Origin of the sequence: Microvirga aerilata (assembly GCF_016743775.1) — a bacterium.
GTDB lineage: Bacteria > Pseudomonadota > Alphaproteobacteria > Rhizobiales > Beijerinckiaceae > Microvirga > Microvirga aerilata.
This window is the reverse complement of the sequence record NZ_JAEQMY010000038.1, coordinates 1-22503: the sequence shown is the minus strand read 5'-3', so window position 1 is coordinate 22503 and position 22503 is coordinate 1. Positions and strand designations below refer to the sequence as shown.

The 22503-nt window shown below is 59.8% G+C and carries 20 protein-coding genes; 15 read left to right on the top strand and 5 right to left on the bottom strand.

The features are described 5' to 3' along the window. The first annotated feature begins 206 nt into the window (after positions 1-206). Positions 207-374 carry a hypothetical protein gene (locus JKG68_RS20340; protein ID WP_202063176.1) on the top strand — a complete coding sequence of 56 codons (168 nt, stop codon included), beginning with the start codon at positions 207-209 and terminating at the stop codon, positions 372-374. A gap of 85 nt (positions 375-459) precedes the next feature. Continuing rightward, on the top strand, positions 460-663 hold the full coding sequence (locus tag JKG68_RS20335; RefSeq protein ID WP_202063174.1) for a Flp family type IVb pilin: 204 nt from the start codon (positions 460-462) through the stop codon (positions 661-663). Between the two features lie 617 nt (positions 664-1280). On the opposite strand, the gene JKG68_RS20330 is transcribed toward JKG68_RS20335, so the two are convergent. The 3 genes from JKG68_RS20330 to JKG68_RS34290 all read right to left on the bottom strand — a co-directional run bounded on the left by JKG68_RS20330 (position 1281) and on the right by JKG68_RS34290 (position 3923). Further along, complete coding sequence (locus JKG68_RS20330; RefSeq protein WP_202063172.1) at positions 1281-2105, bottom strand: acyltransferase; 825 nt, start codon at positions 2103-2105, stop codon at positions 1281-1283. 125 nt (positions 2106-2230) lie between these two features. Beyond that, positions 2231-3157 (bottom strand): DUF1796 family putative cysteine peptidase, encoded by a 927-nt coding sequence (locus JKG68_RS20325; protein ID WP_202063170.1) that lies wholly within the window; start codon positions 3155-3157, stop codon positions 2231-2233. A 7-nt stretch (positions 3158-3164) separates the two neighbouring features. Next, complete coding sequence (locus tag JKG68_RS34290) at positions 3165-3923, bottom strand: CatB-related O-acetyltransferase (RefSeq protein WP_210346400.1); 759 nt, start codon at positions 3921-3923, stop codon at positions 3165-3167. 171 nt (positions 3924-4094) lie between these two features. On the opposite strand from JKG68_RS34290, the gene JKG68_RS20315 reads away from it, so the two are divergent. The 8 genes from JKG68_RS20315 (at position 4095) to rfbA (ending at position 12514) form a co-directional block, all read left to right on the top strand. Beyond that, on the top strand, positions 4095-5201 hold the full coding sequence (locus tag JKG68_RS20315) for a glycosyltransferase family 61 protein (RefSeq protein ID WP_202063166.1): 1107 nt from the start codon (positions 4095-4097) through the stop codon (positions 5199-5201). Between the two features lie 192 nt (positions 5202-5393). Next, positions 5394-7244, top strand: a complete 1851-nt coding sequence (locus JKG68_RS20310; RefSeq protein WP_202063164.1) for a glycosyltransferase family 2 protein — start codon at positions 5394-5396, stop codon at positions 7242-7244. A 70-nt stretch (positions 7245-7314) separates the two neighbouring features. Further along, positions 7315-8637, top strand: a complete 1323-nt coding sequence (locus JKG68_RS20305) for a glycosyltransferase family 4 protein (protein WP_202063162.1) — start codon at positions 7315-7317, stop codon at positions 8635-8637. Between the two features lie 46 nt (positions 8638-8683). Beyond that, positions 8684-8965 (top strand): hypothetical protein, encoded by a 282-nt coding sequence (locus JKG68_RS20300; RefSeq protein WP_202063160.1) that lies wholly within the window; start codon positions 8684-8686, stop codon positions 8963-8965. Between the two features lie 63 nt (positions 8966-9028). After that, positions 9029-9616 carry a dTDP-4-dehydrorhamnose 3,5-epimerase gene (gene rfbC, locus JKG68_RS20295; protein ID WP_202063158.1) on the top strand — a complete coding sequence of 196 codons (588 nt, stop codon included), beginning with the start codon at positions 9029-9031 and terminating at the stop codon, positions 9614-9616. Positions 9617-9640: 24 nt separating this feature from the next. After that, positions 9641-10717, top strand: coding sequence for a dTDP-glucose 4,6-dehydratase (gene rfbB, locus JKG68_RS20290; RefSeq protein ID WP_202063156.1), 1077 nt, complete (start codon positions 9641-9643; stop codon positions 10715-10717). Continuing rightward, positions 10660-11601: a dTDP-4-dehydrorhamnose reductase gene (gene rfbD, locus JKG68_RS20285; RefSeq protein WP_312890892.1), complete on the top strand. Its 942-nt coding sequence runs from the start codon at positions 10660-10662 to the stop codon at positions 11599-11601. Before rfbB ends, rfbD begins: the two co-directional genes overlap by 58 nt. A gap of 31 nt (positions 11602-11632) precedes the next feature. Continuing rightward, positions 11633-12514 carry a glucose-1-phosphate thymidylyltransferase RfbA gene (gene rfbA / locus JKG68_RS20280; protein WP_202063203.1) on the top strand — a complete coding sequence of 294 codons (882 nt, stop codon included), beginning with the start codon at positions 11633-11635 and terminating at the stop codon, positions 12512-12514. A 421-nt stretch (positions 12515-12935) separates the two neighbouring features. Here rfbA and JKG68_RS32975 read toward each other — a convergent pair whose 3' ends face one another. Then, the gene (locus tag JKG68_RS32975; protein ID WP_210346399.1) at positions 12936-13352 is read right to left on the bottom strand and encodes a hypothetical protein; all 417 of its coding nucleotides are present in this window, start codon (positions 13350-13352) and stop codon (positions 12936-12938) included. 313 nt (positions 13353-13665) lie between these two features. Here JKG68_RS32975 and JKG68_RS20270 point away from each other — a divergent pair, with 313 nt between their 5' ends. Genes JKG68_RS20270 through JKG68_RS20250 form a run of 5 tightly spaced genes read left to right on the top strand, consistent with a single transcriptional unit; the run spans position 13666 to position 20227 of the window. Next, on the top strand, positions 13666-14844 hold the full coding sequence (locus JKG68_RS20270; protein WP_202063152.1) for a calcium-binding protein: 1179 nt from the start codon (positions 13666-13668) through the stop codon (positions 14842-14844). Further along, positions 14844-16850, top strand: a complete 2007-nt coding sequence (locus JKG68_RS20265; protein WP_202063150.1) for a hypothetical protein — start codon at positions 14844-14846, stop codon at positions 16848-16850. Before JKG68_RS20270 ends, JKG68_RS20265 begins: the two co-directional genes overlap by 1 nt. 55 nt (positions 16851-16905) lie before the next feature. Continuing rightward, positions 16906-18612 (top strand): type I secretion system permease/ATPase, encoded by a 1707-nt coding sequence (locus JKG68_RS20260; RefSeq protein ID WP_202063148.1) that lies wholly within the window; start codon positions 16906-16908, stop codon positions 18610-18612. Then, on the top strand, positions 18605-19930 hold the full coding sequence (locus JKG68_RS20255; RefSeq protein WP_202063146.1) for an HlyD family type I secretion periplasmic adaptor subunit: 1326 nt from the start codon (positions 18605-18607) through the stop codon (positions 19928-19930). The genes JKG68_RS20260 and JKG68_RS20255 overlap by 8 nt, the downstream gene beginning before the upstream one ends. Positions 19931-19939: 9 nt before the next feature. Then, complete coding sequence (locus JKG68_RS20250) at positions 19940-20227, top strand: hypothetical protein (RefSeq protein ID WP_202063144.1); 288 nt, start codon at positions 19940-19942, stop codon at positions 20225-20227. A gap of 33 nt (positions 20228-20260) precedes the next feature. On the opposite strand, the gene JKG68_RS20245 is transcribed toward JKG68_RS20250, so the two are convergent. Beyond that, positions 20261-21490, bottom strand: a complete 1230-nt coding sequence (locus tag JKG68_RS20245) for a glycosyltransferase (protein WP_202063142.1) — start codon at positions 21488-21490, stop codon at positions 20261-20263. Positions 21491-22503 lie beyond the last annotated feature (1013 nt).

The following is a 22503-nucleotide window of genomic DNA, read 5'->3' as shown; positions in this document are numbered from 1 at the left end:
TAGACCTCAGGGGTAGTTTGCGGTGGTTTGGTGCGGGGATGGCTTCAACCCCTGTGCCCCCATAGCCGGCCCCCATTAATTCTACTGCCAAACTGGTTCAAGTATGCACATATTCAAGCGGGGGTAACCATTCCCTCGCCAGCTGAGCCGCTTTCAAAGCCATGATAAGCTGTTAAGCTAGTGGTCAAGGCCATCCGGGGGACAGCATGGGTCAGTTGAGCGAGTGGGCGGAGTTGTGGTGCCGGCTGTTCGGCTACTACAGCTGCTATCAGCTCTCGACGCTTGAGGCGTTCGTGCTGGCTGGTTTGGCCGGCTTGGCGGCGATCTTCGGCCTTATGAGCTTTTACAACCTTATCGACAGGCTGACTGGGTAGTGCGGCGCAGCAAGCCTTTGACAGACAGCCACGCCCATTAGATTAAGATCAAGGATCAGATGCGTACCTGCCCTTTGGAGCTCACATGAAGTTTTGGCTGATCTTGGCACTGCGTTCTGCTGCACCAGTGGACTCAGTCGAGCCTTTCTCACGTTTTCGCACAGATGAGTCAGGCTCTACAGCCATCGAGTACGGAATCATTTTCGGTCTAATCTCTGGGATTATTGTCGCCCTCACCGGAGCTTTCGGTCAGGTGCTTTCGAATTTTTTCAGTCGCATACTCGGGTAACTCGCATAGTTAGTATACGTTCTGGCGGAAAGACCCTTGCGATCAACTATCGACGCGCCGGGCCTTTGTGCTGGTAGGTTCGGCCAGCCAGACGGCAATCTTCGGCCTCATGACGTTGTACAGCCTCATCGATAGGCTGACGGGGGGCTGTGTCTGGGCAAGCGGCATCTCGATTGCACACGTGATGGCGACAAGACGGTGCCGGAGGCTGTCTGCTGTGCCTGTAACAAGCTTCTCGACGCGGCAGTCCATCTTCACCAGTTGGACTGCTTGCCGTATTTGCTGGGTTTGGAATCTTGTGAGCGGAAGCTAATACCAAGCGGCGTGAGGGCTGACTCATTCGGGGTTTTCAGCCTGGCGCATGTCCGATCATATCCATCGGTCTGCGCGACTGGGCCAATGCATCAGCATCAGCGCCGGTTGGTATAAGCCGGAGAACACTGCATCCGGCTTAAGTCTGTTCCTAGAGCATCGGACGGAAAAGCGGATCCATGACGCGCTATCCCTCTCCGCTGGGCAGAGGTGGAGAACCAAGCGGGTCCGACAAATCGTCCGATGCCCTGGCATTTAAGGATACAGGCCCGGCAGGTGGGCCCCGTTCCGAAGACTGTTACCCCTTACAGGCGGCGCTCAAATTCTTTCAAGTCGGCAATCAAAGATGAGTGAGGCGACTCTGGTCGGTCCCAGGATACGTCACTTCTGAGGACTGCAGCTGGTATACCGCCAACCATGCTGAACCGGGGCACATCCTCGGTGACGACCGCCTTGGCCGTGACGATAGAGCCAAATCCAATGTGAGTGTCCTTGAGGATCAGAGCATCCTGCGAAACCCAGACATGAGGCTCAATGTGAACATTGCCGGGAGGGTTCAACCAACTACCGTTTCGCATATCCACGATTGGATGCATGTCTGAGTTGCGAATGTAGATCCCGTTAAAGAACATACAATCGTCTCCAACAACGATACGCTTGCTCTCACCTTGGATTTGGATATGGACGCCATTTGTGGTGCTGCCTTTTCCCCAAAGAAGAAGTTGGTGGCTGCTCCACATGCGCACCTGGAGCGTGGTCGTCTGCTTGATCCCGGACCCGATGATGACCGTTCCATTCGATCCGTAAAGGTAGCACTCGCCAGCGAGGTTTGTGTCGGTCCCGATGATCACGATGTTGTTGCGGGCGTGCGCGGCGAGGTGGAAGTACAACCTAGCGGGCGGCTGGAATCCAGGAGGAACAACGATCCAATTGTTGTTGTCAGCGGATGGCCCATGAACAGTCACATGCGTGGGCGCAAAGCTTTCCGTGAGGGGGTACCATTGCAAATCTGCCAAGTCCGGGAGGGTGTAGCCGGGTTCACCTATGCGCGGGGCAAGTTGCCTCTCCGGGTCATCCCAGGCTAAAGCAATTTTCGCGCGCAGATCATGGGGTTCATTCGATATTGTCATATTAGCCTCAGTCCAGCACTCTCTCGGGATGGTTGCAGTGTCGGCCAGAGACATGGACCGTACGAAAGCGTATGAAGGATCGGATCATGGTTCCAAGTTAAACGCCGCACGCTAGCTAGTGAATCTCAGGCCGATTGTGCCAACACAGAAGTGGGTTCTTTGTTAAAGTACAACCTCACCGCTTCCTTGATGTAGGATACGACCGTCTTCTCAAACAATCTGCCCTCTGCTGAGAACTGATCCTTTGGCAAATGCCAGACGTAATTTGTGTAGGGGTAACATACATTCAGCTCGCAGTAGGCATCGGCGTTACATGACGTCGGAACGACAATGCCCGCTTTCCATGTGTTAACACAGGTCAGAAAAACGCCATCCACGTTGAGGTGGTCGCGGATCTTGCTCCACGCACTTTTAACGCTAGCAGGGCTTTGGCGTGTGGGATCGGAATTGTGGAACACAAACGTGATCGGAGCCGCGCGCGCGATAGCCGCTCGGAAATTCTCGACCCTCTTCGAATACACATTGATCAGTTCTGCATAATTGTCCTTGGCATATTTCTCGCCAACTTCATGGTTGAAGGTCACCTGAAGCTTCTTATGCAAGACAATCTTCTTGTTTTGGCAGTACTCAAGGCTCTCCGGGTCCAGATACCCGGCAAAATCATGCGTGATCAGGTGCTGGATTGTCTCTAAGGGATGCACCGACAGATCGAACGGCATTGATTTCTCACCGAGCGCAGCGCTCTTCTTGAGCCCCCAACGAGTGAGGATAGATCGGCTGAAGCAATCGTCTCCCAGCGAGATGAAATTCATCCCAGCGAATTCTGAGAGATTGGAGAGGCGTGCATGGGATTGCTCGACCATCGCCGCGAAGAAGTCCTGCATCGTGTTGATGCTTACGTCGCGGGCCTGCTCAATTGTTTTGATATCAGTCTTCGAGATTGAGAAGCCGTCGCGCGAGGTCAGCTGCATTAGATTGATCATGGCCGCTGTGACATGCTCGCTAGCCTTTTCAACCGAAAACAGGGGATTCTGATAGTTTTCAATGTCCATGATGCTGTTACCGTTTGAGCAGCCCTGCAATCACCTCAAGGGTGATCTTCTTGGGCCTGTATTCTTGAATCTGATGAGAGTCGATGCGCCTTTGTATCTCATCAAGGGCGCTTCCGATCGTCTGAAAATTGATGTCGTAGATGTCGAAAATCGAGAAACGCCACCACTGAAGGGCTGTGAGGCGACTGATCGTGTGCGGATCGAACCTCATTTTAAGCACCTTGGCCGGGACCCCGCCCACGATGCTGTACGGAGGCACATCCCGGGTCACAACGGAGCGGGCCGCAATCACGGCTCCATCCCCGATCCGGACGCCAGCCTTGATGAAAACATCCTGGCCGATCCACACGTCGTTCCCGAGGACGGTCATCTTCCCAATGTCGCCCGGATCTCGGCGATTGGCTGCGATTTCCGGCACCCGCTCCGGCGCCAGGAACTCGGCCCAGGAGTGCAGTTCGGGTTGATAGGCGATGCGGCTCGTCGTCAACCAGTCGGTGGGGTGTTCATTGGCGCCGATCATCACATCCGGTGCGATTGAGCAGTATCGTCCGATCGAGACGTTGCCCAGTCGCCCGCCGGAGATGGAGCAGAATGCACCGATCTGCACGGTTGTGTGCTGGGACAGGTGGGCCTGAACGGAGGTCGGGGGCTCAAAGTAAGAGCGGTCGATCAGGGTCAGCTGACCTCGAGCCAAAGGGAGACGCAACCCTGTGCTTCTCTCGCCGGTCCAGCCTGACGAGCCAAAATCCATTGTGATGAGTGGCATAAGCGTCCGACCAGTCCCCTGAGATTGGGATAACCCTTGATGCAGATGGGACTCAATTACACTGGTGCGCAGACATTGCAAATTGATTGTCGCCAAATTTCGCTTATGAGGATCCTTTCAGGCTTAGCGACAGCCTTCAGCGCTCTCGCTTTCATGCTCCTAGGCTGAATCATGGCAACTCTCAGTAAGTACATTGAAGTCTCACCAGCGCGTGCCGACGATCTCGCTACGGTGAGCGAGCCCGTCGCGCTGCAATACTCACCGCTGCCGCAGAACGGCTTCCTGATCGCACCCACGGAGGATTCCCACTATCTGGCCCGCCCGATTGACCTTGTGCGCCGGACGAGCTCCTTTCAGATTGCGGCGGAGAAAAATGTCCGCCTGATGGGTTTCAGATCTTATATAACAGAACAAGGAAAGTTGTTTCTTGATGAAAGCCTGTTGAACGGCTTCTCCTGGGAGGCTTATGCAAGAAAGTTCAAGGCGCGTCGGAGTTATGAGGATTACACAGCTGTCTTCTTGGAGGATTCGGCCTTCCTGAAGGAGGATGGCGACGTCATCAATGTGGATGAAGCCGTCATAAGCTTGGCCTCCGATGAGCCGTCGAATTATGGTTCATGGATTTACCGGATAATACCTAAGCTTATTGGTGTGAATTACCAAGAGCATCCGATATTTGTGTACCAGAACTCCAAATGGATGAAGGGGCTCTTGGATTTTTGCTTTGGTTCTGAACTTACTATCAAGAACCATTGGCCTCACCGACAGTATCACCTGAGCCATGCTGTGATCCCGACGCCCAGAAATGTCGACGTATATTTCGATCAGGAGGTCGTGTCCTTTTACGAAACCGTGGCAAAGCGCGTTGCCGAGTCATCGAGACACGAAAAAATCTACCTTTCGCGTCAAGGCCAAAGTATTCGCCCCCTCGTCAATGAGGCCGAACTCATCGCACTGCTCATCTCCCGGGGATTTGAGATCATCAGGCCGGAAGTCATGGGCCTCAAGGACCAGATCCGGGTGATCAGGGACGCAAAAGTTATTGTTTGTCCTGGTGGATCCGGCCTTTTCAACTGTGTTTTTGCATCGAACGCCGAGTTCGTGCTGGACCTTGAGGCTGGGCATGATTGGGTCTATGCCCATCACAATCTCCTGCGCTCGAGCGGCAAACATCATACGATCGTCTTCGGACGCCGTCAGAACGATGATGGGCCTCATGCGCCCTGGACGGTAGACCTCACCCATGTCGTGCAGGCGCTCGATCATGCCGGCGTCTAGCTTCGCCATTTCTCACAGTACAACTCACAGGAGGCTTTTGGGCGTGACATAAGCATCACTGCGGCAAAGAAGTCATGTAATCGCCCTTGACCTAAACATACCAAATCACGCAAATACTGCTCCCGACACATGCAGAAGAGTGCGCGCACCGGCGCCGCGACAAATAACTCTCTGCTGTCCGGGGGCATGGCGATGATGATATCCGAGGTTGACGAAGTCTTTGTCCTGTGGGGCATCGTTTTCGCTGTTTTCACGATCAAAACGGATCAGGAGCCGGACTCCCTGAGCCTCCTTGAGGTCACTCAGGGCGAGATCACGCTCGCCGCCTCCAGCGACACCTGGCGGCTTGTGGCCGATGATGAGGATGCCGGAGCGGCTGATCCCATCGCCCTTATCAACCAAGACCGGATCAAGCCGGCAGAGGCCACCCGCCGCGCCTACACCTATGTGGCGGCGTTGGCTGACCCGGAGATGCCCAACCCCTTCAGTGCCGACCGGCCGTTCCTGGTTTCCCTGCACGATGAGCGGGGCGGGGTCCAGGAGTTCACCCGCGCCGCCACCCGGTTCACCCCGCAGCAGCTGGCCACCACCCCCTTGGGGCACGCGGTGGCCGACCTGATCCAGGAGGTCGGGCCCACCGAGATCGCCAGCGCCCTTGGGGCTTCGCTCCGCGTGCGTGCACCGGAGAAGTTTGGGCCATTTCACCTCGACCGCGTGGTGGCCGGCGGCGCGGGCCTGGTGGTTGACGGGTGGATCGCCAATCTGGGCCACCGGGAGGTACACATTGTTCCCGCCGATCTCAGCGCCCTGACCTCGTATGCGTCCCTGGCGCTGCGCTCCCGCCAGGACGTCCACGAGCATCTCCAAAGCACCGGTGCGGCCAAATCCGCCTCGAGCGCACACGGCTTCGTGGCGGTGCTCCCGGCTGCGAGCGCCCCCCGCGACCTGGACTTCTATTTCCTGGAGAGCGACCCTGCGGGCGATCAGGCCACCTTCTACGGCCCAGTCCGGGCCGGCGTGCGCCGGGACGACAACGAGGCCCTTCAGGTCGTCCGGCAGGCCTATGGCGACCTTTTGGCGCTGCCGACTCCAGTCATCGATGCGGTCTACCGGCCGCTCCTGGCGGTGCCGAAAAACGAGGCGCTCGCCAAGACCTTCCGGTTCGGCCCGCCCACGCCCGAGGACGAGCCCGTCACCTCCATCGTGATCCCGTTTTACGGCGATGCCTTCTTCCTGAACTGCGTCTACCACCTGCAGCGGGTGCTGGGACCGGGGTTCGAGCTGGTTCTGGTGGTCGACGATCCACGCATCTGGCCGGAAATCTTCGCCGCCCTGAGCAACCGGAGCACCTCGATCACGGTGCCGACGGTTCTGCTGCAAAATGCCGAGAACTACGGCTACGGTCGGGCCAACAACCTGGGCTTCATGGCAGCCTCCGGCGACGTGGTGTTCCTGATGAACTCCGATATCCTGGTGATGGACTCCGCCCCCTTGGAGGAGGCCGCTGAGGCCATCCGGGCGCGGCGCGCGGCCGACGAGCCGGAGCTCGTGGTGGGCTTCTCGCTGCTGTACGAGGACAACACGATCCAGCACATCGGCATGGCGTTTCCCACATCCTCCGCTGTCAATAACCTGCATCTGGCCGATCACCCGATGAAGGGCTTGCCGTTTAGCCTTTACCGCGGCGAGAGCATCCGGAGCGCGCCGGCCGTGACGGCCGCCCTGATGGGGCTCTCATCGGATCTGTACCGGGCCTTGGGCGGCTTCGATTCGGTGTACGAGCGTGGCGACTTCGAAGATGCGGACCTCTGCCTGCGGGCCGAGCAGCTCGGCGCCGAGGTGCAGGTGTATGTGCGTTCTGGGCTCTATCATCTGGAGCGGCAGTCGATCCCAAAGATGGGCGACGGCGACCTCCGGCAGATGGTCACCTACATGAACTGTGCGGAGTTCAACCGTCGCTGGCAGACCCGCCTGTCACCGCAGCGGGCCGCCAGGCCGGCGCGCCGCATTCAGGTCAGAAAGCGGGCCAGCGCCGGCGCGTGAGACGCTGGCTGACCCCGCACGCACTATTCCCCGTTTCGCCAGACCGGCCCCTAGAACCGAGACCACCACTATGCGCATCATGATCCTCTCGCACGGGCATCCCGAGCTGAGCACCGGCGGAGCGGAGCGGGCCGCCTACTCCCTGTTCCAGCGCCTGAAGCAGGACCCTGCCGTAGACGACGTCGTGTTCGTGGCCCGGGCTGAGCACCAGGCCATTGGCCACAGTGCGCTGTTCGGCAGCTTCCGCGGCCGCCAGGACGAGATCCTGGCGGCGCCACCACCTGTGGATGGGTTCACGTTCCAGAGCCTCGGCTTTGATGTTCTGAAGCAGCTCGTGAACGAGCTGATCAGCGCCATCAAGCCCGATGTGGTGCATGTTCACCACTTCATCTTCTGGGGCGTCGAAATCTTCGAGTTGTTCAAGCAGGCCGGTGTGCGGGTGGTGTTCACCATCCACGAATTTGCCGCCGTCTGCGCGAACTATGGCCAGATGATCAAGGTGGACGGGCGTCTGTGCCACGCCGCGTCGCCCGCCGAGTGCGGGCTGTGCTTTCCCGCCCGGTCGGCGGGCAAGTTCTTCGTGCGCAACACCATCCTGCAGTCGATGTTCGACCATGTCGATGCCTTCATTGCGCCGAGCGCCTTTCTGAAAGAGCGCTACGTCGCCTGGGGTCTGCCGGATGCCAAAACCCACGTGATCGAAAACCTTCTCGATGCCGAGGTGATCGCGCGCGGTCGCGCCCGGGCCGCTCTCCCTGTCCAAGAAGAGCCCATCGTCTCGAACGACGAGGAGGCGAGGGCCATCGTGTTCGGCTTTTTCGGCCAGATCAACCCGTTCAAGGGGGTCGATATCCTCCTGCAGGCGGCGTCGGCCCTGCCGGACACCCTCCGGAAGCGGATCGAGATCCGGATTCACGGCGAGAACAGGCATTATCGCGAGACGGAGTTTGGCAAGCGCGTCGAGGAGCTTCTGGCCGACACCAAGGATGTGGTGCGCCTCATGGGCAGCTACCGCAACGAGGAGGTCAGTGACCTGATGGCGGCATGCGACTGGATCGTGGTGCCGTCGATCTGGTGGGAGAACTCCCCAGTCGTGATCCAGGAGGCCCGGATGGCTGGGCGCCCCATGATCTGTGCCAATATCGGCGGCATGGCCGAGAAAATCGACCGGAGCACCGATCTGCTGTTCCCCGCCCGCAGTCCTGGAGCCCTGGCCGAAGTGATGCGAACGGTTGTCCGGCAACAGACCAGGCCCAACGCTCAGCACCTCAACGACCTGGCCACCGCCCGATCAAACGCGGACGACATTCATTTTGCCCGCCACCGGACGCTTTATGACACCCTGCTTCTGCCTGCGCGCTGGCAGCCGGCCGCTGTCCGAGCCGAGGCTTAAATCACTCCGTTCTTAATCACCTTAATGTTCACAAGGATCCCCAACCATGGTTCAAGACGTTCGTTTCCGGGCCGCCCCCAAGCAGGATGGATCATCTCCTGAGATCCTCGACACCGGCAATGCACCGATTGTGTTCGTTGACACCGTCCTGACCGCTTCGCCAGGCCCAGTGTCGAACCTGGTGTTGGGCACCTGGCATCAGGACCCGGTTCCGGGCGGCGGCGTGGACACCCAGTATGTTATCGCGGCGCGCCTTCGCTTTGATGTGCGCTTTGCCGAGCAGTTGCGCGATACCTTGGACGCACTGATTCAAGCGGTGAAGAAATAATTCGAATACACGCCGGGGCATTGCGCCACAGGCGCGACGGTGTGACAAAGAACGAGTTTATTGATGTCAAATCTTATTGTCAGACCTACACGCATTCCGGCTGTTGTCCTGGTTATTCCGCGCCGCTTTGGCGACGAGCGGGGCTGGTTCTCGGAAACCTACAGCACGCGTACGTTCTCGGATGCCCTCGGCGGCATAACTTTCATGCAGGACAATCAGGCCTTTTCGGCCCAGAAGGGGACCTTGCGCGGGCTCCATTTTCAGCGCCCGCCTGAGCCGCAGGCGAAGCTCGTGCGCGTTCTGCGCGGCAGTATCTTCGATGTCGCGGTCGATCTTCGCCTCGGCTCACCGACCTATGGCCACTGGGTGGGGGAGACGCTGACCGCTAATGGCGGCGAGCAGCTCTTCGTGCCGCACGGCTTCGCCCATGGCTACTGCACCCTGGAGCCGAACACCGAGGTTGCCTACAAAGTCGACGGCTTCTATGCGCCGGCCTGTGACGCGGGCTTGGCCTGGGATGACCCGACGATTGGCATCAGCTGGCCGATTGCGGCCGAAGACGCCATCCTGTCCGACAAGGACAAGAAGCAACCGGCCTTTGCCGGTTTCATCTCTCCCTTCCACGTCCATCAAACATCAGCCGCAGCCTAACACCGGCACCTCAAGGATTATCCCATGGCTCCAAGCACACCTTCCAAGCGGATCCTGGTTACCGGCGGCGCTGGCTTCATCGGCTCGGCTGTCGCCCGCCACCTCATCAACGACACCGAGCATTCGGTGCTCGTGCTCGATAAGCTCACCTATGCCGGTAACCTGGACTCGCTTCAGCCCATCGTGAGCCACTCGCGTTACAGCTTCGTCCAAGCGGACATTCTGGACGCCGCCACAATGCGGGAGGTGTTCGCCTCCTATCGCCCCGACATCGTCATGCACCTGGCTGCCGAGAGCCATGTCGACCGCTCTATCGACGGACCCGGCGAGTTCATCCAGACCAACGTGGTCGGCACCTACACCCTGCTGCAGGCGGCGCTCGCCCACTGGCAGGGCCTTTCAGGCCAAGACAAGGAAGCCTTTCGCTTCCACCACATCTCCACCGATGAGGTGTTCGGTTCTCTCGGCCGCGAGGGCTATTTCACAGAGAGCACGGCTTATGATCCGCGCTCGCCGTACTCGGCCTCCAAGGCAGCCTCCGACCATCTGGTGCGCGCCTGGCATCACACGTTTGGCCTGCCTGTGGTGGTGAGCAACTGCTCCAACAACTACGGGCCCTATCACTTCCCAGAGAAGCTGATCCCGCTCGTCATTCTCAACGCCCTCGAAGGCAAGCCCCTGCCGGTTTATGGCGACGGCTCGAATGTGCGCGATTGGCTCTACGTTGAGGACCACGCCCGGGCCTTGGCCCTGATTGCCCTCACGGGCCAGGTCGGCGAAAGCTACAATGTGGGCGGCCACAACGAAAAGACCAATCTGGAGGTGGTGCAGGCCATCTGCACTATCCTCGATGAGGTCGCCCCCGATGCGAAGATCGGGGCACGGCAAAATCTGATCACCTTCGTGCGCGACCGGCCCGGCCATGACCAGCGCTATGCGATCGATCCGGCCAAGATTGGTCGGGACCTCGGCTGGGCGCCGCAGGAGACGTTCGAGACGGGTCTCGCCAAGACTGTGCGCTGGTATCTGGAGAACCGCCCCTGGTGGGAGCGCATCCGTTCCGGCGTCTACCGCGGCGAGCGGCTGGGGCAGGTAGCATAATTCTGGTCTTTGGCAGCGGCGGTCAACTCGGGCAGGAGCTTGCCGCGCTGGCACGCCAGCGCGGTCTAGCGCTGCGCGGGCTCACACGAGCACAGGTGGATATCGCCAACCCGTCCCAGGTTGAGAACGCTCTGGCCGAAGCCAGGCCTAGCGTCATCATCAATGCCGGCGCCTATACCAAGGTTGACCGGGCTGAGGCGGAGCCAGCGGAGGCCATGCAGGCCAATGCCACTGGACCCGGGGTGCTGGCGAAGGCTTGCGCTGCCGCGGGGCTTCCCCTCATCCACGTGTCGACCGACTATGTCTTCGACGGATCGCAGCCGGGCACCTACCGCGAGAGCGACCCGATCGCCCCCCTCGGCGTCTACGGCCGCAGCAAGGCGGCGGGCGAGCACGCCATCCGTGAGATCCTGTCTGAGCACGTGATTGTGCGAACATCTTGGGTCTATGGAGTCTATGGCGCCAATTTCCTGAAGACAATCCTGAGATTGGCCGGTGAGCGCGAGGAGTTACGCATCGTCGCCGATCAAAGGGGCTGCCCCACATCCACCGCGGACCTTGCCGAGGCATTGTTGGCTGTGGCTCAGGCTCTCGGTAAGGGCAGGGCGGTGTTCGGCACCTATCACTTTGCTGGATCGGGCGCCACCACGTGGCACGGCTTCGCCCAACGTATTGTCGCCGCGCAACAGCCGTTCACGGGACGCTTTGTTCCTGTGCTGCCCATTCGCACCGACGAATACCCCACCCCGGCGCAACGTCCGGCCAATTCCGAGCTGGACTCAAGCCGGTTCAGCGAAACCTTCGGCTACACGGCACGCCCATGGGCCGATGCCGTCGATCACGCCGTCGAGCAGCTCTTGGCGCCGCTCGGCACAACACCTTAATTCACCCCCAACATTGTCAGACGAGATTATTATGAACCGAAAAGGCATTATCCTCGCAGGCGGCTCCGGCACGCGGCTGCACCCCCTGACGCTGTCGACCTCAAAGCAGATGCTGCCGATCTACGACAAGCCGATGATCTACTACCCGCTCACGTCGCTGATGCTGGCGGGGATCAAGGATATTCTGATCATCACGACACCTGAAGATCAGGCATCGTTCAAGAAGCTTCTGGGTACCGGCAAGCAATGGGGCGTTCGCCTCGAATACGCAGTGCAGCCGAGCCCTGATGGTCTGGCACAGGCTTTCATCATTGGTGAAGACTTCGTACGCGGTCATCCGTCCTGCCTGGTGCTCGGCGACAATCTTATCTACGGCCATGGCTTGACTGAGGTGCTGCAGCAAGCGGATCAACGGCGGGAGGGCGCCACTGTCTTCGGTTATCGCGTCGACGATCCTGAGCGCTATGGCATCGTGGCCTTCGATCGGGATGGCCGGGCCACCTCTATCGAGGAGAAGCCTGCTGTTCCGCAATCGCATTGGGCAGTGATCGGCCTGTATTTCTACGACGAGCAGGCAGTCGAGATCGCCAAGAGCATCAAGCCCTCGCATCGCGGTGAGCTCGAAATCACCGACCTCAACAACGCTTACCTGAACCAGGGAAATCTTTATGTGGAACGCCTGGGACGTGGGTACACCTGGCTCGATGCCGGTACCCACGAATCGCTTCTGGAAGCCGGTGAGTTCGTTCGCGTGCTCCAGTCGCGTCAGGGTCAGCTGATCGCCTCGCCTGAGGAGATCGCCTATCGGCAGGGCTGGATCGACCGGTGGAGCTTCGAAGAGGTGGCGACCAAGCTTTCTAAAACGAAGTACGGCCGTATGCTGCTGGCACAGCTTCAGACGCACGAGCTCTGATTTGATTGAGGCCGGGCGGGTGCCAACTGACTCACCAAGTGGGGTGGCGCCTGCACCACGTTGGAGCTGACCGCTGACTCTGAGCGCCAGCTCCATCTTCAGTGCAAATTCCGCCGCGCCGCTCACTGAAGTAAAACGCACTAGGCAGTGTGGCGGCTTTTGATGAAGATGAGGCTCAGATTCAGCGTGACGAAAGTGCCGTAGTTCTCATCCGTCTTCTCACAACGTAAAGCAACGCGCCCGTTTCATTTTGCCCATTGTCTGCTCGATGCAAGCTCACCGACGGTAGAGCGTCCGCGGGAAGAACTCCGGCTTCACCCTGGTCGTCATTCGGTGGGCATATGCCAGGGCAGCGAGCAGCCTGCCTGCCGGCCTCGGCGTCATAGCCCTTGTCTGCCACGGCTGCTCGACGCGTGATCTCTTACCCAGAGTCGAGCTGGATTTCGAAGTAAGGCCTGTCGCCGACCTCTCCACCCGCCAGGCAAAAGCCCAACGGATCGCCATCTCCTCCGGCATTGCGTGGATTTTGGCCGAGAAGTCGCCACACGAGGGACCCAGCGCCGATGAGCCTTACCCCATGTTCGTCCGCGGCCGAGACGTGCGCCAGCACAATGGTCGAGTCGAACATATGCACCAGATGAGGGGTGTCGCTCATCGCCAAAGAACCAAGGAAGGCCTTGAACACGCCCCCGACCCAGGCGCCAGATGGACCTTCGGCCCCCGGTCCGGTCCCCAAGCCCTTGAGGCAGGTGATGTTGTGGACCGTGAGATAGTGAGGAGCCTCAAGAAAGCGGCAGTCACCGCCGCCGTAGGCGCCTCGTGGGAAGCACGGGCCCAAACTCCTGTAGCATCGACTCCCAATCCTCCTCAGTCACTCCCGTTAGGATGGTCGCACCTCCCGAAGTCGTGCCGCCGCGACTCATTTTAGACAGCTTTGAGAACCCACTCACCCTATGCTCGCAATAGCCCGCCCAAATGGACTAGGCCGCCATAGCCAAAAGGGATTAATCCAGAAAAATTAACTCCGCCGAGGAAAATTATGGCCCGTCTGTGGTGAATCTGTTACAGCCTTTTTTAGCCGCATGGCATAGAAAAGAAATCTCGAGAGAAACGACCAGAATGGGCGAAACCGCTCTTCTTTGGGGGTATTCATGGCAAGTATGGGAAGTGTGTGGGACGGTCACGTCTCGCCGGAGTCGTATAGTTATTTTCTTAAAGGTATTCCGAGCAATCTTCGCGACGACGCGGTGCGTTTCCGTGACTTCAGCGGTTCGTCCAAGGACACGGTGAAGGGCACGAATGCGTCCGACTACGTGAAGCTCGGCAGCGGCGACAAGCTCGCAAAGCTATCGGGTTCTCCCAAGGGCTTCGATGTGGTTGAGACCAGCAGCTCGATCAGCATCAGCGGCACTGGCTTTCGTGGCGTGAACCTGACCGGCGAGTCCAACGCTAAAGTCACGGGCAGCACCTCGGGTGACCTGATCGCCGGCAACGATGGCAACAACTCCATTAAGGCCGGCCGTGGCAATGACGTTGCTGCAGGCGGCGACGGACGCGATTCGATCTTCGGTGAGGATGGTCGCGACAGCCTCTTCGGTGATGCTGGCAACGACTCCTTGTATGGTGGCGATGACAGTGACCTGCTGAAGGGTGGTGCGGGCAACGACCTGCTGAAAGGCGACTCGGGTCGCGACACGCTTTACGGCGGCGAGGCCGATGACAAGCTGTATGGCGGCAAGGACAGCGATCGCCTCTACGGTGATGCCGGCAATGATCGTCTCTACGGCGAGAGCGGCAATGATCTGCTGAAGGGCGGCGCTGGCCGTGACAAGCTCTATGGCAGCTCCGGCAACGACAGCCTTTACGGTGGCGATGATGCTGACAGCCTGTATGGCGGCAGCGGCAACGATCGTCTCTTCGGCGATGAAGGCAACGATCGTCTCTACGGCGACAGCGGCAATGACTCCCTGAGCGGCATGGTCGGTGACGACCAGCTCTTCGGCGGTTCGGGCAACGACACGCTGCTTGGCCTCGACGGTGACGATACGCTGTTTGGTGGCACGGGCTCTGATCGTCTCCTGGGCGGCACGGGTCGTGACACCTTCGAGATCGACAACGGTCCGAAGAGCGACATCGACACGATTGCCGACTTCAAGGCAGGCGAGGATGTCATCGACCTCTCGGCCACCGCGGCGAACAAGCTCAGCAGCCTGTCGCTGAAGAGCGACGGTTCGGGCAACACGATCGTCACCGTGAAGAGCGACGGCACCAAGTTCAAGCTGGTGGGCTACGATCCGGACGATGTCAACAGTTCCTTCTTCCACTTCTGATGTCTGTTATTCCTAACAAGGGGGAGCTTCCGGTCTCGCAAGAGCCGGAAGCTCTTCCGCTTTTTGTGATCCCCTGGTCGGGCAATGCCGCCTTCGTGTGGTGTTCTCAGCTGGAGAACGCCACTTTAACCGGTGTGCAGGCGGCCAGCGTTGCCATGTCCGTCGTCGAGCGAAAAAAGCTGATTCGGCCGGGCCAAAACTTGGAAGTTTTGCTGCTCGACGGGATGAACCTTCGCGACGGATCCGAGTGTGAACTGCACGTCACCTCGAAAGAGGGACAAGACTCCGTCCGTCGGGCGGTGACACGGCTTGCGCGTTGGGACAATGTTGAGACCCGGCGGGCGCTCGGCCTTGTGGCCAGTCGCTTCACGCAGGCAAGTGGACCCGCGCCCGTCCTGGAGCGCTATCTCGCCTTTATTAGTGCTTGGCAAGCGCCGGGCCATCTGATCGCCGCCTTCCCTGAGGGATACCTCCTTGATCTTCACGCGGAGCACGACGGCAGCCCCGTTGGTGCTTACACGGTAACCGCAGACGGGCTGCGGCGTGCGGCGGGGCAGGTGCTCCACCAGGGCGACGGCCGGCTGGTGCTATGGCTTGAAGGCGCGGCCGGATCACCTCTGTATCTGGAGCTATCCGACGCTCTCGTTCGGCTTCAGCTCAACCTGCCATCCTCACGATCCGGACTCTCGCCCGTGGGGCTCGGAGCCGATGCGCTCGACCTGGTGGAGGCTTTGCACACTTTGGTCGAACAGCCCTCGCCGGAGCTTCAGGCCTGGGCCGCCAGTCTGTGCCGGCAACACGCTGTTGTGCCCTCAGACGTGACCACGATCGAGGTCGTTCGGGTCGTGCGCTTGCCCTCGCGGGAGGTGGCCGTCTTCCTGCGCATTGCGGATGCCGATGTCGGCGCCAGCAACCTGCGTCTTGAGTCCTTTGGAGCAACGGAGCCGCTGGCACTCGACATTGTTGCGCGTGAGGTGGATGGCGAAGCCCGTGTGTGGCAGCAGCAGGTCATTGTCAAAGCGCCCGCGCCACATACTGACTTGGGTTGCGTGAAACTGTCATGGAGTTACGCTGGACGCTCGCATGCTGTCTGGGTTCGTGAGGTCACAGCCAATGATCCTCGCAATGCTGCCCTGGCCCGTGACTTCGCCCCCTTGGCACAGGTGAGCGCTGCAACGCTCCCGACGGTCCTGCATCCCTTGGCAACGGCGAGTTCTGATGTGGTGCCAAGCCTGCTGCACCGTCTGGACCTCGGTGCCGAGGCGCCACAGGCTAGTGCCGACGTCGTTGTGTTCGTCCGACACGATCTCGACGCTCTGCACCGCACTGTCCTTGCGCTGTCACTCACGTCGCGTGACACACCGTTTATTGTCCATCTTTGCCTTTTTGATCCGCGCCTGTGGTCGGCCCTTGAGACCAACGCACAGGTCTGGAGCCGCATCTACGGGCTGCCTCTCCGACTCACCTGCTACAGCCCCCGAACCACAGAGGCTCAGGTGGCGCAGCAAGCCGCTGAGAACCCAAAGCCCCAGGTGTTCTGTCGCGCGGGTGTTGTACCCCGCGGCAGCGATTCGCTTGCGCGGATTCTCACCACGCTGCAGGGTAAGAAATCGGCTCTGTTCGTGGGTGCCACGAATGATGCCAGCCTGCCGCGGCACGACGTCTCATCAGTGTCGCTTCCCGATCTGCTTATTGAAGCAGCCAATGCCGATCTGTCCGCGCACATCGTCTTTGCAGCCCTGTTGTCAAACCACCAACCAAAAGCGGACGACACGCCGCAATTCTATACTCTGGAAGGGTTTCTCTTAGGCCAAGCGATTGGCGGCCGAAGCACGATAGGAGAGGTGCAGGTCGAGCGCGACGGCGGTTTTGTGTCGAGCGGGACATCAGACCGTCCTGATGACTTCGACGCGAAACTGGATTGGCTCAGCTTGCAAATGTTGAGAAAATCATCTTCTGCTGCAAAGCGGCGGCTGCGTCGGCCCACCGGGCGCACGACTGGCTGAGTCAAGCTACACTTAATCAATTTTGCTTAAACACCACATTATGAGCACTCATCGCATGCACCCCCATCAGGATCGTGATGTCGCCGCTGCGCTCAAAGCGTGCCGGCAGCATTTCTTGTTCGCGCTTTGCTTCGAGTCGGGCGTCAACCTTCTCCTGTTGGCCTATCCGATCTTCATGTTCCAGGTCATGGATCGGGTGATTGGGTCGCAGAGCTGGGAAACCCTCGTCGCACTCGTGGTCGGTCTTACCATTGCCGTTTGTGCCAAGGGCGTTTTCCAATGGGTGCGCGGTACGCTTCTTATTCGGGCGTCGGCCCGGATCGAGCGACGTTTGGCCGACCGGCTGTTCACCATCGTGATCCGGCAATCGGCGCGTGGCACTGGTCCTGCGCATGCGCAACTGCTCCGTGATCTGGACTACTTCCGCCAGTTCATCACCGGCAAGGGGGCTCTGGCGGCTCTGGAGATGCCTTGGGGTTTTCTTTTCCTCGGTATCCTCTTTCTCCTCGATCCAGCCATCGGAGTCGCGGCAGGAATCTGCATTGCGATCTCGGCGGCCGCCACGATCGCCAATTCCATTCTCACCAAACAGGCCTTGATCAGGGCGAACGTGGTGGGCAATGCCTCGCACGTGTTTGGTGACGCGGCGACCCGCTCGGCCGAGGCCGTGGTCGGCCTCGGGATGCTGAGCGCCGTTGTCAGCCGATGGCGGGGCGAGCGCAACAAGGCGGTTCAGGAGCAGTTGATTGCCAGCGGACGAGGCGTGGCGTTCTCCTCCTTCCTCAGCGCAGCCCGCATCCTCATGCAGGGCGCCATCTTGGCTGTCGGCGCAGTGCAGGTTATCAACGGTGGTATCTCAGCCGGGCTGGTGTTCGCAGCGATTCTTGTCTTCAGCTATGCCATGAAGCCAATCGACCAGCTGATTGCGGCATGGGAGGACTACCATCCGGTCAAGGAGGCCATGCGGCGGATCGATACGGCTCTCAAGCAGTCGCCTGAGCCCGCCACCACCATGCACCTGCCGCGCCCCACCGGGAGCCTGACCTGCCAGGACGTCACGTTCGTGCCGCCGGGCTCCGATCGGCCAGTCCTGAAGCGGATCAGCTTCGGCGTGCGCGCTGGCGAAAGCCTGGGCTTGGTTGGGCTGAACGGGTCAGGCAAGACGACACTTGCGCGGATTCTGATGGGAGGCCTGCGGCCGACCGCCGGCGCCGTCCGGATTGACGGTGCGGAACTCGACCAATGGAGCAATCACGAGTTCGGCCAATTCGTCGGGTACCTGCCGCAGAGCATCAGCCTGCTGCCTGGAACGGTCGCCGAAAACATCGGCCGCTTCGGAATGTTCTCCGATGAGGACATCATTGACGCAGCGAAGCGGGCCCGCGTGCATGACGTGATCCTGCGTCTCTCAAAAGGCTATGAGACTCCTTTGAGCGACAGCTCTGTCCTATCCGGAGGCCAGCGCCAGTTGATTGCCCTTGCCCGCGCCATCATCGGCAATCCGGCTCTCGTGATTCTGGACGAGCCGAACTCCAATCTAGACGGACCTGGCGAAGAGGCACTGATTGCCTGTATGCATGACCTGAAAGAGCGGGGAACCACCGTGATCCTGATCACGCATCGGCCCAATCTGGTTATGCATCTCGACCATGCTGCTGTGCTGAAGGAAGGAATGCTGGTCAGCTTCGGGTCCACGACAGAGGTGTTCAATCAGCTTGGTCGGCCAACAATCGTCAAGAAGGTGGGACAGGCCCGTGATTAATCAGATTTCGAGCGAAGCGCCTCCTGCTTCCCCGCTCAAGGACGCGGCATCCGGACCTGTGTTGTTCGGCGGGGTTGCGGCTCTCGCCCTAGTAGCGGGAGTCGCCTTCTGGTCGTCAACCATGTCGGTGGCCAGCGCGGCTATCTCGTCGGGAAAAGTGGCCGTCGAGGGAAACCGCAAGGCAATCCAACACCCCACTGGAGGCGAGATTGGCGTCGTGTTCGTGCGTGAGGGACAGCTCGTTGAAAAGGGACAGAAGCTCCTGCAGCTCGAACTCGCCGATGCGAAGGCCGAGGCAACAGTCCTGAGCAGCAGTCGCGCCGCAGCCCTGCTACGGACGGCGCGCCTTCAGGCGGAACGGGCTGACGCGGCCGAGCTGGCGTTTCCTGAGTCGTTGCGTGACCGGAAAGCTGATCCCCAGGTCCAAATGCTGTTTCAGCAGGAAGCTGCACTCCTGTCAGCACGGAGAGCCGCCTACTTGGGCCAGATCAGCCTCCTAACGCAGCAGATCGAGGGTGGACGCCGCCAGATCAGCGCGTTGCGGGGGCGGGCTAGTGCGTTGCAAGTCCAGTTGAAGAGCATCGAAGACGAGTTGGCGTCGCTGCAGCCGCTTGTCGCGAAAGGCCTCATCGCTCGCCCCAGAGTGCTGACCCTGGACCGGTCGGCTGCTGGGTTACGAGGGGATCTTTCCTCAATATCCGGCTCTATCACGGCCGAGGAGGACAAGATCCGCGCAGCTGAAATTCAGATGCAGCAGCTGAACAAGGATCGCCTGGAAACCATTGCACGGGACGGCGCTGAGAATGACGCCCGGCTGGCCGAAATCGAGCCGCGCTTGCAATCAGCGCAATGGCGGCTGGGTCAAGCCGTGCTTGTGGCGCCGGAAAGCGGCTATGTGTATGGACTGTCGGTCTTCGGACCGGGGGCGACGCTCGTTCCTGGGCAGACCGCACTCGAAATCGTCCCCAAGGATGATCCTATGGTCCTCGCCGTGGAAATCAGCCCTACGGATGTCAATCGCGTACGCCCGGGGCAGAGCGCCAGCATCCATCTCTTGCCTTACCGCCAGCGGTATCATAAGGCGATCCCAGGGACGCTGGAAAAAGTATCCGCCGATCGCTTTGACGATAGGACCACCAACCGCACCTACTATAAGGGTGTCGTCAGGGTTGATCCGAAGGATATCGAGGAGGCTCAAGTCGAGCTGACGCCGGGCATGCCGGCGCAGGTTTCGATCGAGACGGGCAAGCGCACGATCTTGGCCTATTTCCTGGATCCAGTATTCCAGATCTATGATTTCGCTCTTAAAGAACAGTAGGAGACAGCAATGGCAACGGGGCGTACGGGACAAACGGCCGATCAGTCGCGCGGTGAAGCGAGCAGCCGTCCGGTAAATTTGCAAGGGGATAGTCCGGAGGTCGTGGCCTTCGCGCTCCTGCGCTATCTTGCGCAACTCGAACAGGCGCAGTCGCGCGAGACAGGGGTCGTCTTTGACCGCGACTGGCTTCTCGACGCCTATGCCGATTGCCTCGACGCCGTCAAAGGCAACCGCCCTCCGTCTGAAGCCGGTGAGGCTCCCGCTGCAGGCGCCAAGGCGCGCACAAAAGCCCGGTGAGACGGGAGGGCTCCACTCTGGGGACCTTATGCATTACAGCGCGAGCGCCTCATTCATTAGGCGCTCGTAGGCTGGCCGGCAGATTGTGTTGAAGTCATACCGTTCGAGCACCGTCCGGCGCGCATTCTCCGACAGCCGCTGCCGTAGATCCCGGTCCGTGCACACGGAAGCAATCCGTTCGGCCAGCGCCTCTGTGTCGAAAAAATCGGCGAGAACGCCGTTGTGTCCATCATGGATCACTTCCATGACCGGACCCGTCGCTGATCCGACGATAGCGCAGCCGCTGGCCATCGCGTCCAGCAGGGACCAGGACAAGATGAACGGGTAGGTCAGGTACACATGGGCCGTCGACAGACGGAACAGATTGATCAAGCCGTCATAGGGCAGAGTGCCCAGAAAATGGACACGCTCCCAGTTAACCTGGGATCCGACTTCCTCCACCATCACCTGCTTCCAGGTCCGACCCTGACCGGGATTGCGCCCATAGCTTGTTGGCTCCTTGCCAACGATCGCCACGTGCGCGTCGGGCAGCAGCGCTTGAAGCCGGGGGAGCGCGCGCATGAACGAATGAAAGCCGCGATAGGGCTCCAAGGAGCGGACAGAATAGGTGATTAGGGTTTGCCCCGGCTGAATCGTGCCGCTCGAAACCGTCAACGGACGAGCCGGACCCGGCTTTGCTACATCCGTATCGATCCCCTCGTGAATGACGTTGATTCGCTCTGATAAAGGAGATGGGAACGATCCAGCTTGCCAATGGGTCGGCGACACGAGGGCGTCTGACAAGGCAGAAGCCTGCAGGGTGGGCAGATTGCGCAGGGAGACATACTGCATATCTACGGAGGGCGACTGGAACTCGCGGTCGAAATCCAGATCACTGCCTTGGCTGCGGTAGTAGTACTCAAGGTAGGAGATCAGCTTCGTCTGCGGAAACACTTCCTTCACGAACAGCGCCTCGCCCCATCCCGGATGGGCGAAGCATACATCCGGGGTGAAGCCGCGCCGCTTTAGGTCCTGCAGCCGCCAGCGAACTACATCGCCTCGGCGAACCTGTTCGGAGAAAAACGTGAGTGGGGGAAAAAGGTCGGACGAGAGATCCGGGCCGGAGCTATAGGCTTCATAGCTGACCGGGCTGAAGTCGATGCCAAATGGTGCCTTCTGTCCAAGGGCAACTACCTTGAACCCTTCGCGGCTGCCGATTTCACGCGAGAGAAGTTTATACTGACCGGGAAAGTTCTGGTGCAGGAAAAGAATGTTGCACGTCATAGACGTCCCTCAAAATGTATGATGTCGCGTTCAACATAGCTCGTGCTGTGATGGCCACGCAGCTCAATGCGTTCTGTCACTCCGCTGGAAGGCACAACGGCTCTACTCCACAAAGCGTTGGGAGTAGCCACTCCATCGCGGATCGATACTGGTTACTCTGTCCTTTGTTGCGGGTGTTCTTTACAGCTTCACGCGGAAAGGTCCAGTTGCGATTGTGGCTTCGCCTCTTGCCAAGGAAGCGTCGTTGAACCAATCAGCACGGTCGCCGGGCCGGCTATGATGAGTGTCTGACCCCGGGAGAACGGGAAACTGAATAGGGGAGGATAGGGGAGTTCACCCACCCTTCTGTGGTAACAAACGCCGGACGCGAAACATTGCCTTGGTTGATCACACATCAGTCTCACAAGGGCACCCTGAAGAGCGTGTGTTTGCTGATTGTGCCTACAGGGGCTGACTGGTGAGCGCTCTGCGCCGGATCAAAGGAACGCCACACCCCACGTCGCGTTGCCTGAAGCTAATTGCCGTCCGTGGAAGGGCACAGGCCCCAATGTTTGCCAACCTCTTTCCGACCCTGTTCCTCCTTTTAGCCGGGGTGTCCTCTGGATTGCTTGGCGTCTGGTCCGTCGCCTCCCAGCCACGCGGCAGGAGCCTGTCCTCACCGTCATCCTGAGACCCGCGACAGCCGACCGGAGTCGACTCTACGGCCTGCGGCCGGTCCAAGTTCCACCATTTCCAATGCCGCGGATGTGCTCGCCCTTAAAGTCGCGATTGACACCTTGGCCGGGTCGGTTGCTGCCCTCGAACGGCGTCTTGCTTCCGGGAATGGCAACCAGCCAAGGCCGATGCCGTCAGCACCGGTGAAGGCACTGGAGCACACGTCTGCCCTGACTGAGGCGCCGCCGGTCGTCGCGGATCACCGGGTGTGGCAGCTGATCGGATCGACAGCACGGGGCAGGGCGGCCTATACTGAGAATGGGGTTGCGATGGAGACGGACCATGAGGCTGTCCCTTGC

What these genes read in the sequence shown, in the direction of transcription:
- JKG68_RS20260 (WP_202063148.1), top strand. Translation starts at nt 16,906, where the DNA reads ATGCACCCCCATCAGGATCGTGATGTCGCCGCTGCGCTCAAAGCGTGC.
- JKG68_RS20265 (WP_202063150.1), top strand. Translation starts at nt 14,844, where the DNA reads ATGTCTGTTATTCCTAACAAGGGGGAGCTTCCGGTCTCGCAAGAGCCG.
- JKG68_RS20315 (WP_202063166.1), top strand. Translation starts at nt 4,095, where the DNA reads ATGGCAACTCTCAGTAAGTACATTGAAGTCTCACCAGCGCGTGCCGAC.
- JKG68_RS34290 (WP_210346400.1), bottom strand. Translation starts at nt 3,923, where the DNA reads ATGCCACTCATCACAATGGATTTTGGCTCGTCAGGCTGGACCGGCGAG.
- JKG68_RS20250 (WP_202063144.1), top strand. Translation starts at nt 19,940, where the DNA reads ATGGCAACGGGGCGTACGGGACAAACGGCCGATCAGTCGCGCGGTGAA.
- JKG68_RS20310 (WP_202063164.1), top strand. Translation starts at nt 5,394, where the DNA reads ATGATGATATCCGAGGTTGACGAAGTCTTTGTCCTGTGGGGCATCGTT.
- JKG68_RS20270 (WP_202063152.1), top strand. Translation starts at nt 13,666, where the DNA reads ATGGCAAGTATGGGAAGTGTGTGGGACGGTCACGTCTCGCCGGAGTCG.
- JKG68_RS20330 (WP_202063172.1), bottom strand. Translation starts at nt 2,105, where the DNA reads ATGACAATATCGAATGAACCCCATGATCTGCGCGCGAAAATTGCTTTA.
- JKG68_RS20340 (WP_202063176.1), top strand. Translation starts at nt 207, where the DNA reads ATGGGTCAGTTGAGCGAGTGGGCGGAGTTGTGGTGCCGGCTGTTCGGC.
- JKG68_RS20335 (WP_202063174.1), top strand. Translation starts at nt 460, where the DNA reads ATGAAGTTTTGGCTGATCTTGGCACTGCGTTCTGCTGCACCAGTGGAC.
- rfbC (WP_202063158.1), top strand. Translation starts at nt 9,029, where the DNA reads ATGTCAAATCTTATTGTCAGACCTACACGCATTCCGGCTGTTGTCCTG.
- JKG68_RS20325 (WP_202063170.1), bottom strand. Translation starts at nt 3,157, where the DNA reads ATGGACATTGAAAACTATCAGAATCCCCTGTTTTCGGTTGAAAAGGCT.
- rfbA (WP_202063203.1), top strand. Translation starts at nt 11,633, where the DNA reads ATGAACCGAAAAGGCATTATCCTCGCAGGCGGCTCCGGCACGCGGCTG.
- JKG68_RS20305 (WP_202063162.1), top strand. Translation starts at nt 7,315, where the DNA reads ATGCGCATCATGATCCTCTCGCACGGGCATCCCGAGCTGAGCACCGGC.
- JKG68_RS20300 (WP_202063160.1), top strand. Translation starts at nt 8,684, where the DNA reads ATGGTTCAAGACGTTCGTTTCCGGGCCGCCCCCAAGCAGGATGGATCA.
- rfbB (WP_202063156.1), top strand. Translation starts at nt 9,641, where the DNA reads ATGGCTCCAAGCACACCTTCCAAGCGGATCCTGGTTACCGGCGGCGCT.
- JKG68_RS20245 (WP_202063142.1), bottom strand. Translation starts at nt 21,490, where the DNA reads ATGACGTGCAACATTCTTTTCCTGCACCAGAACTTTCCCGGTCAGTAT.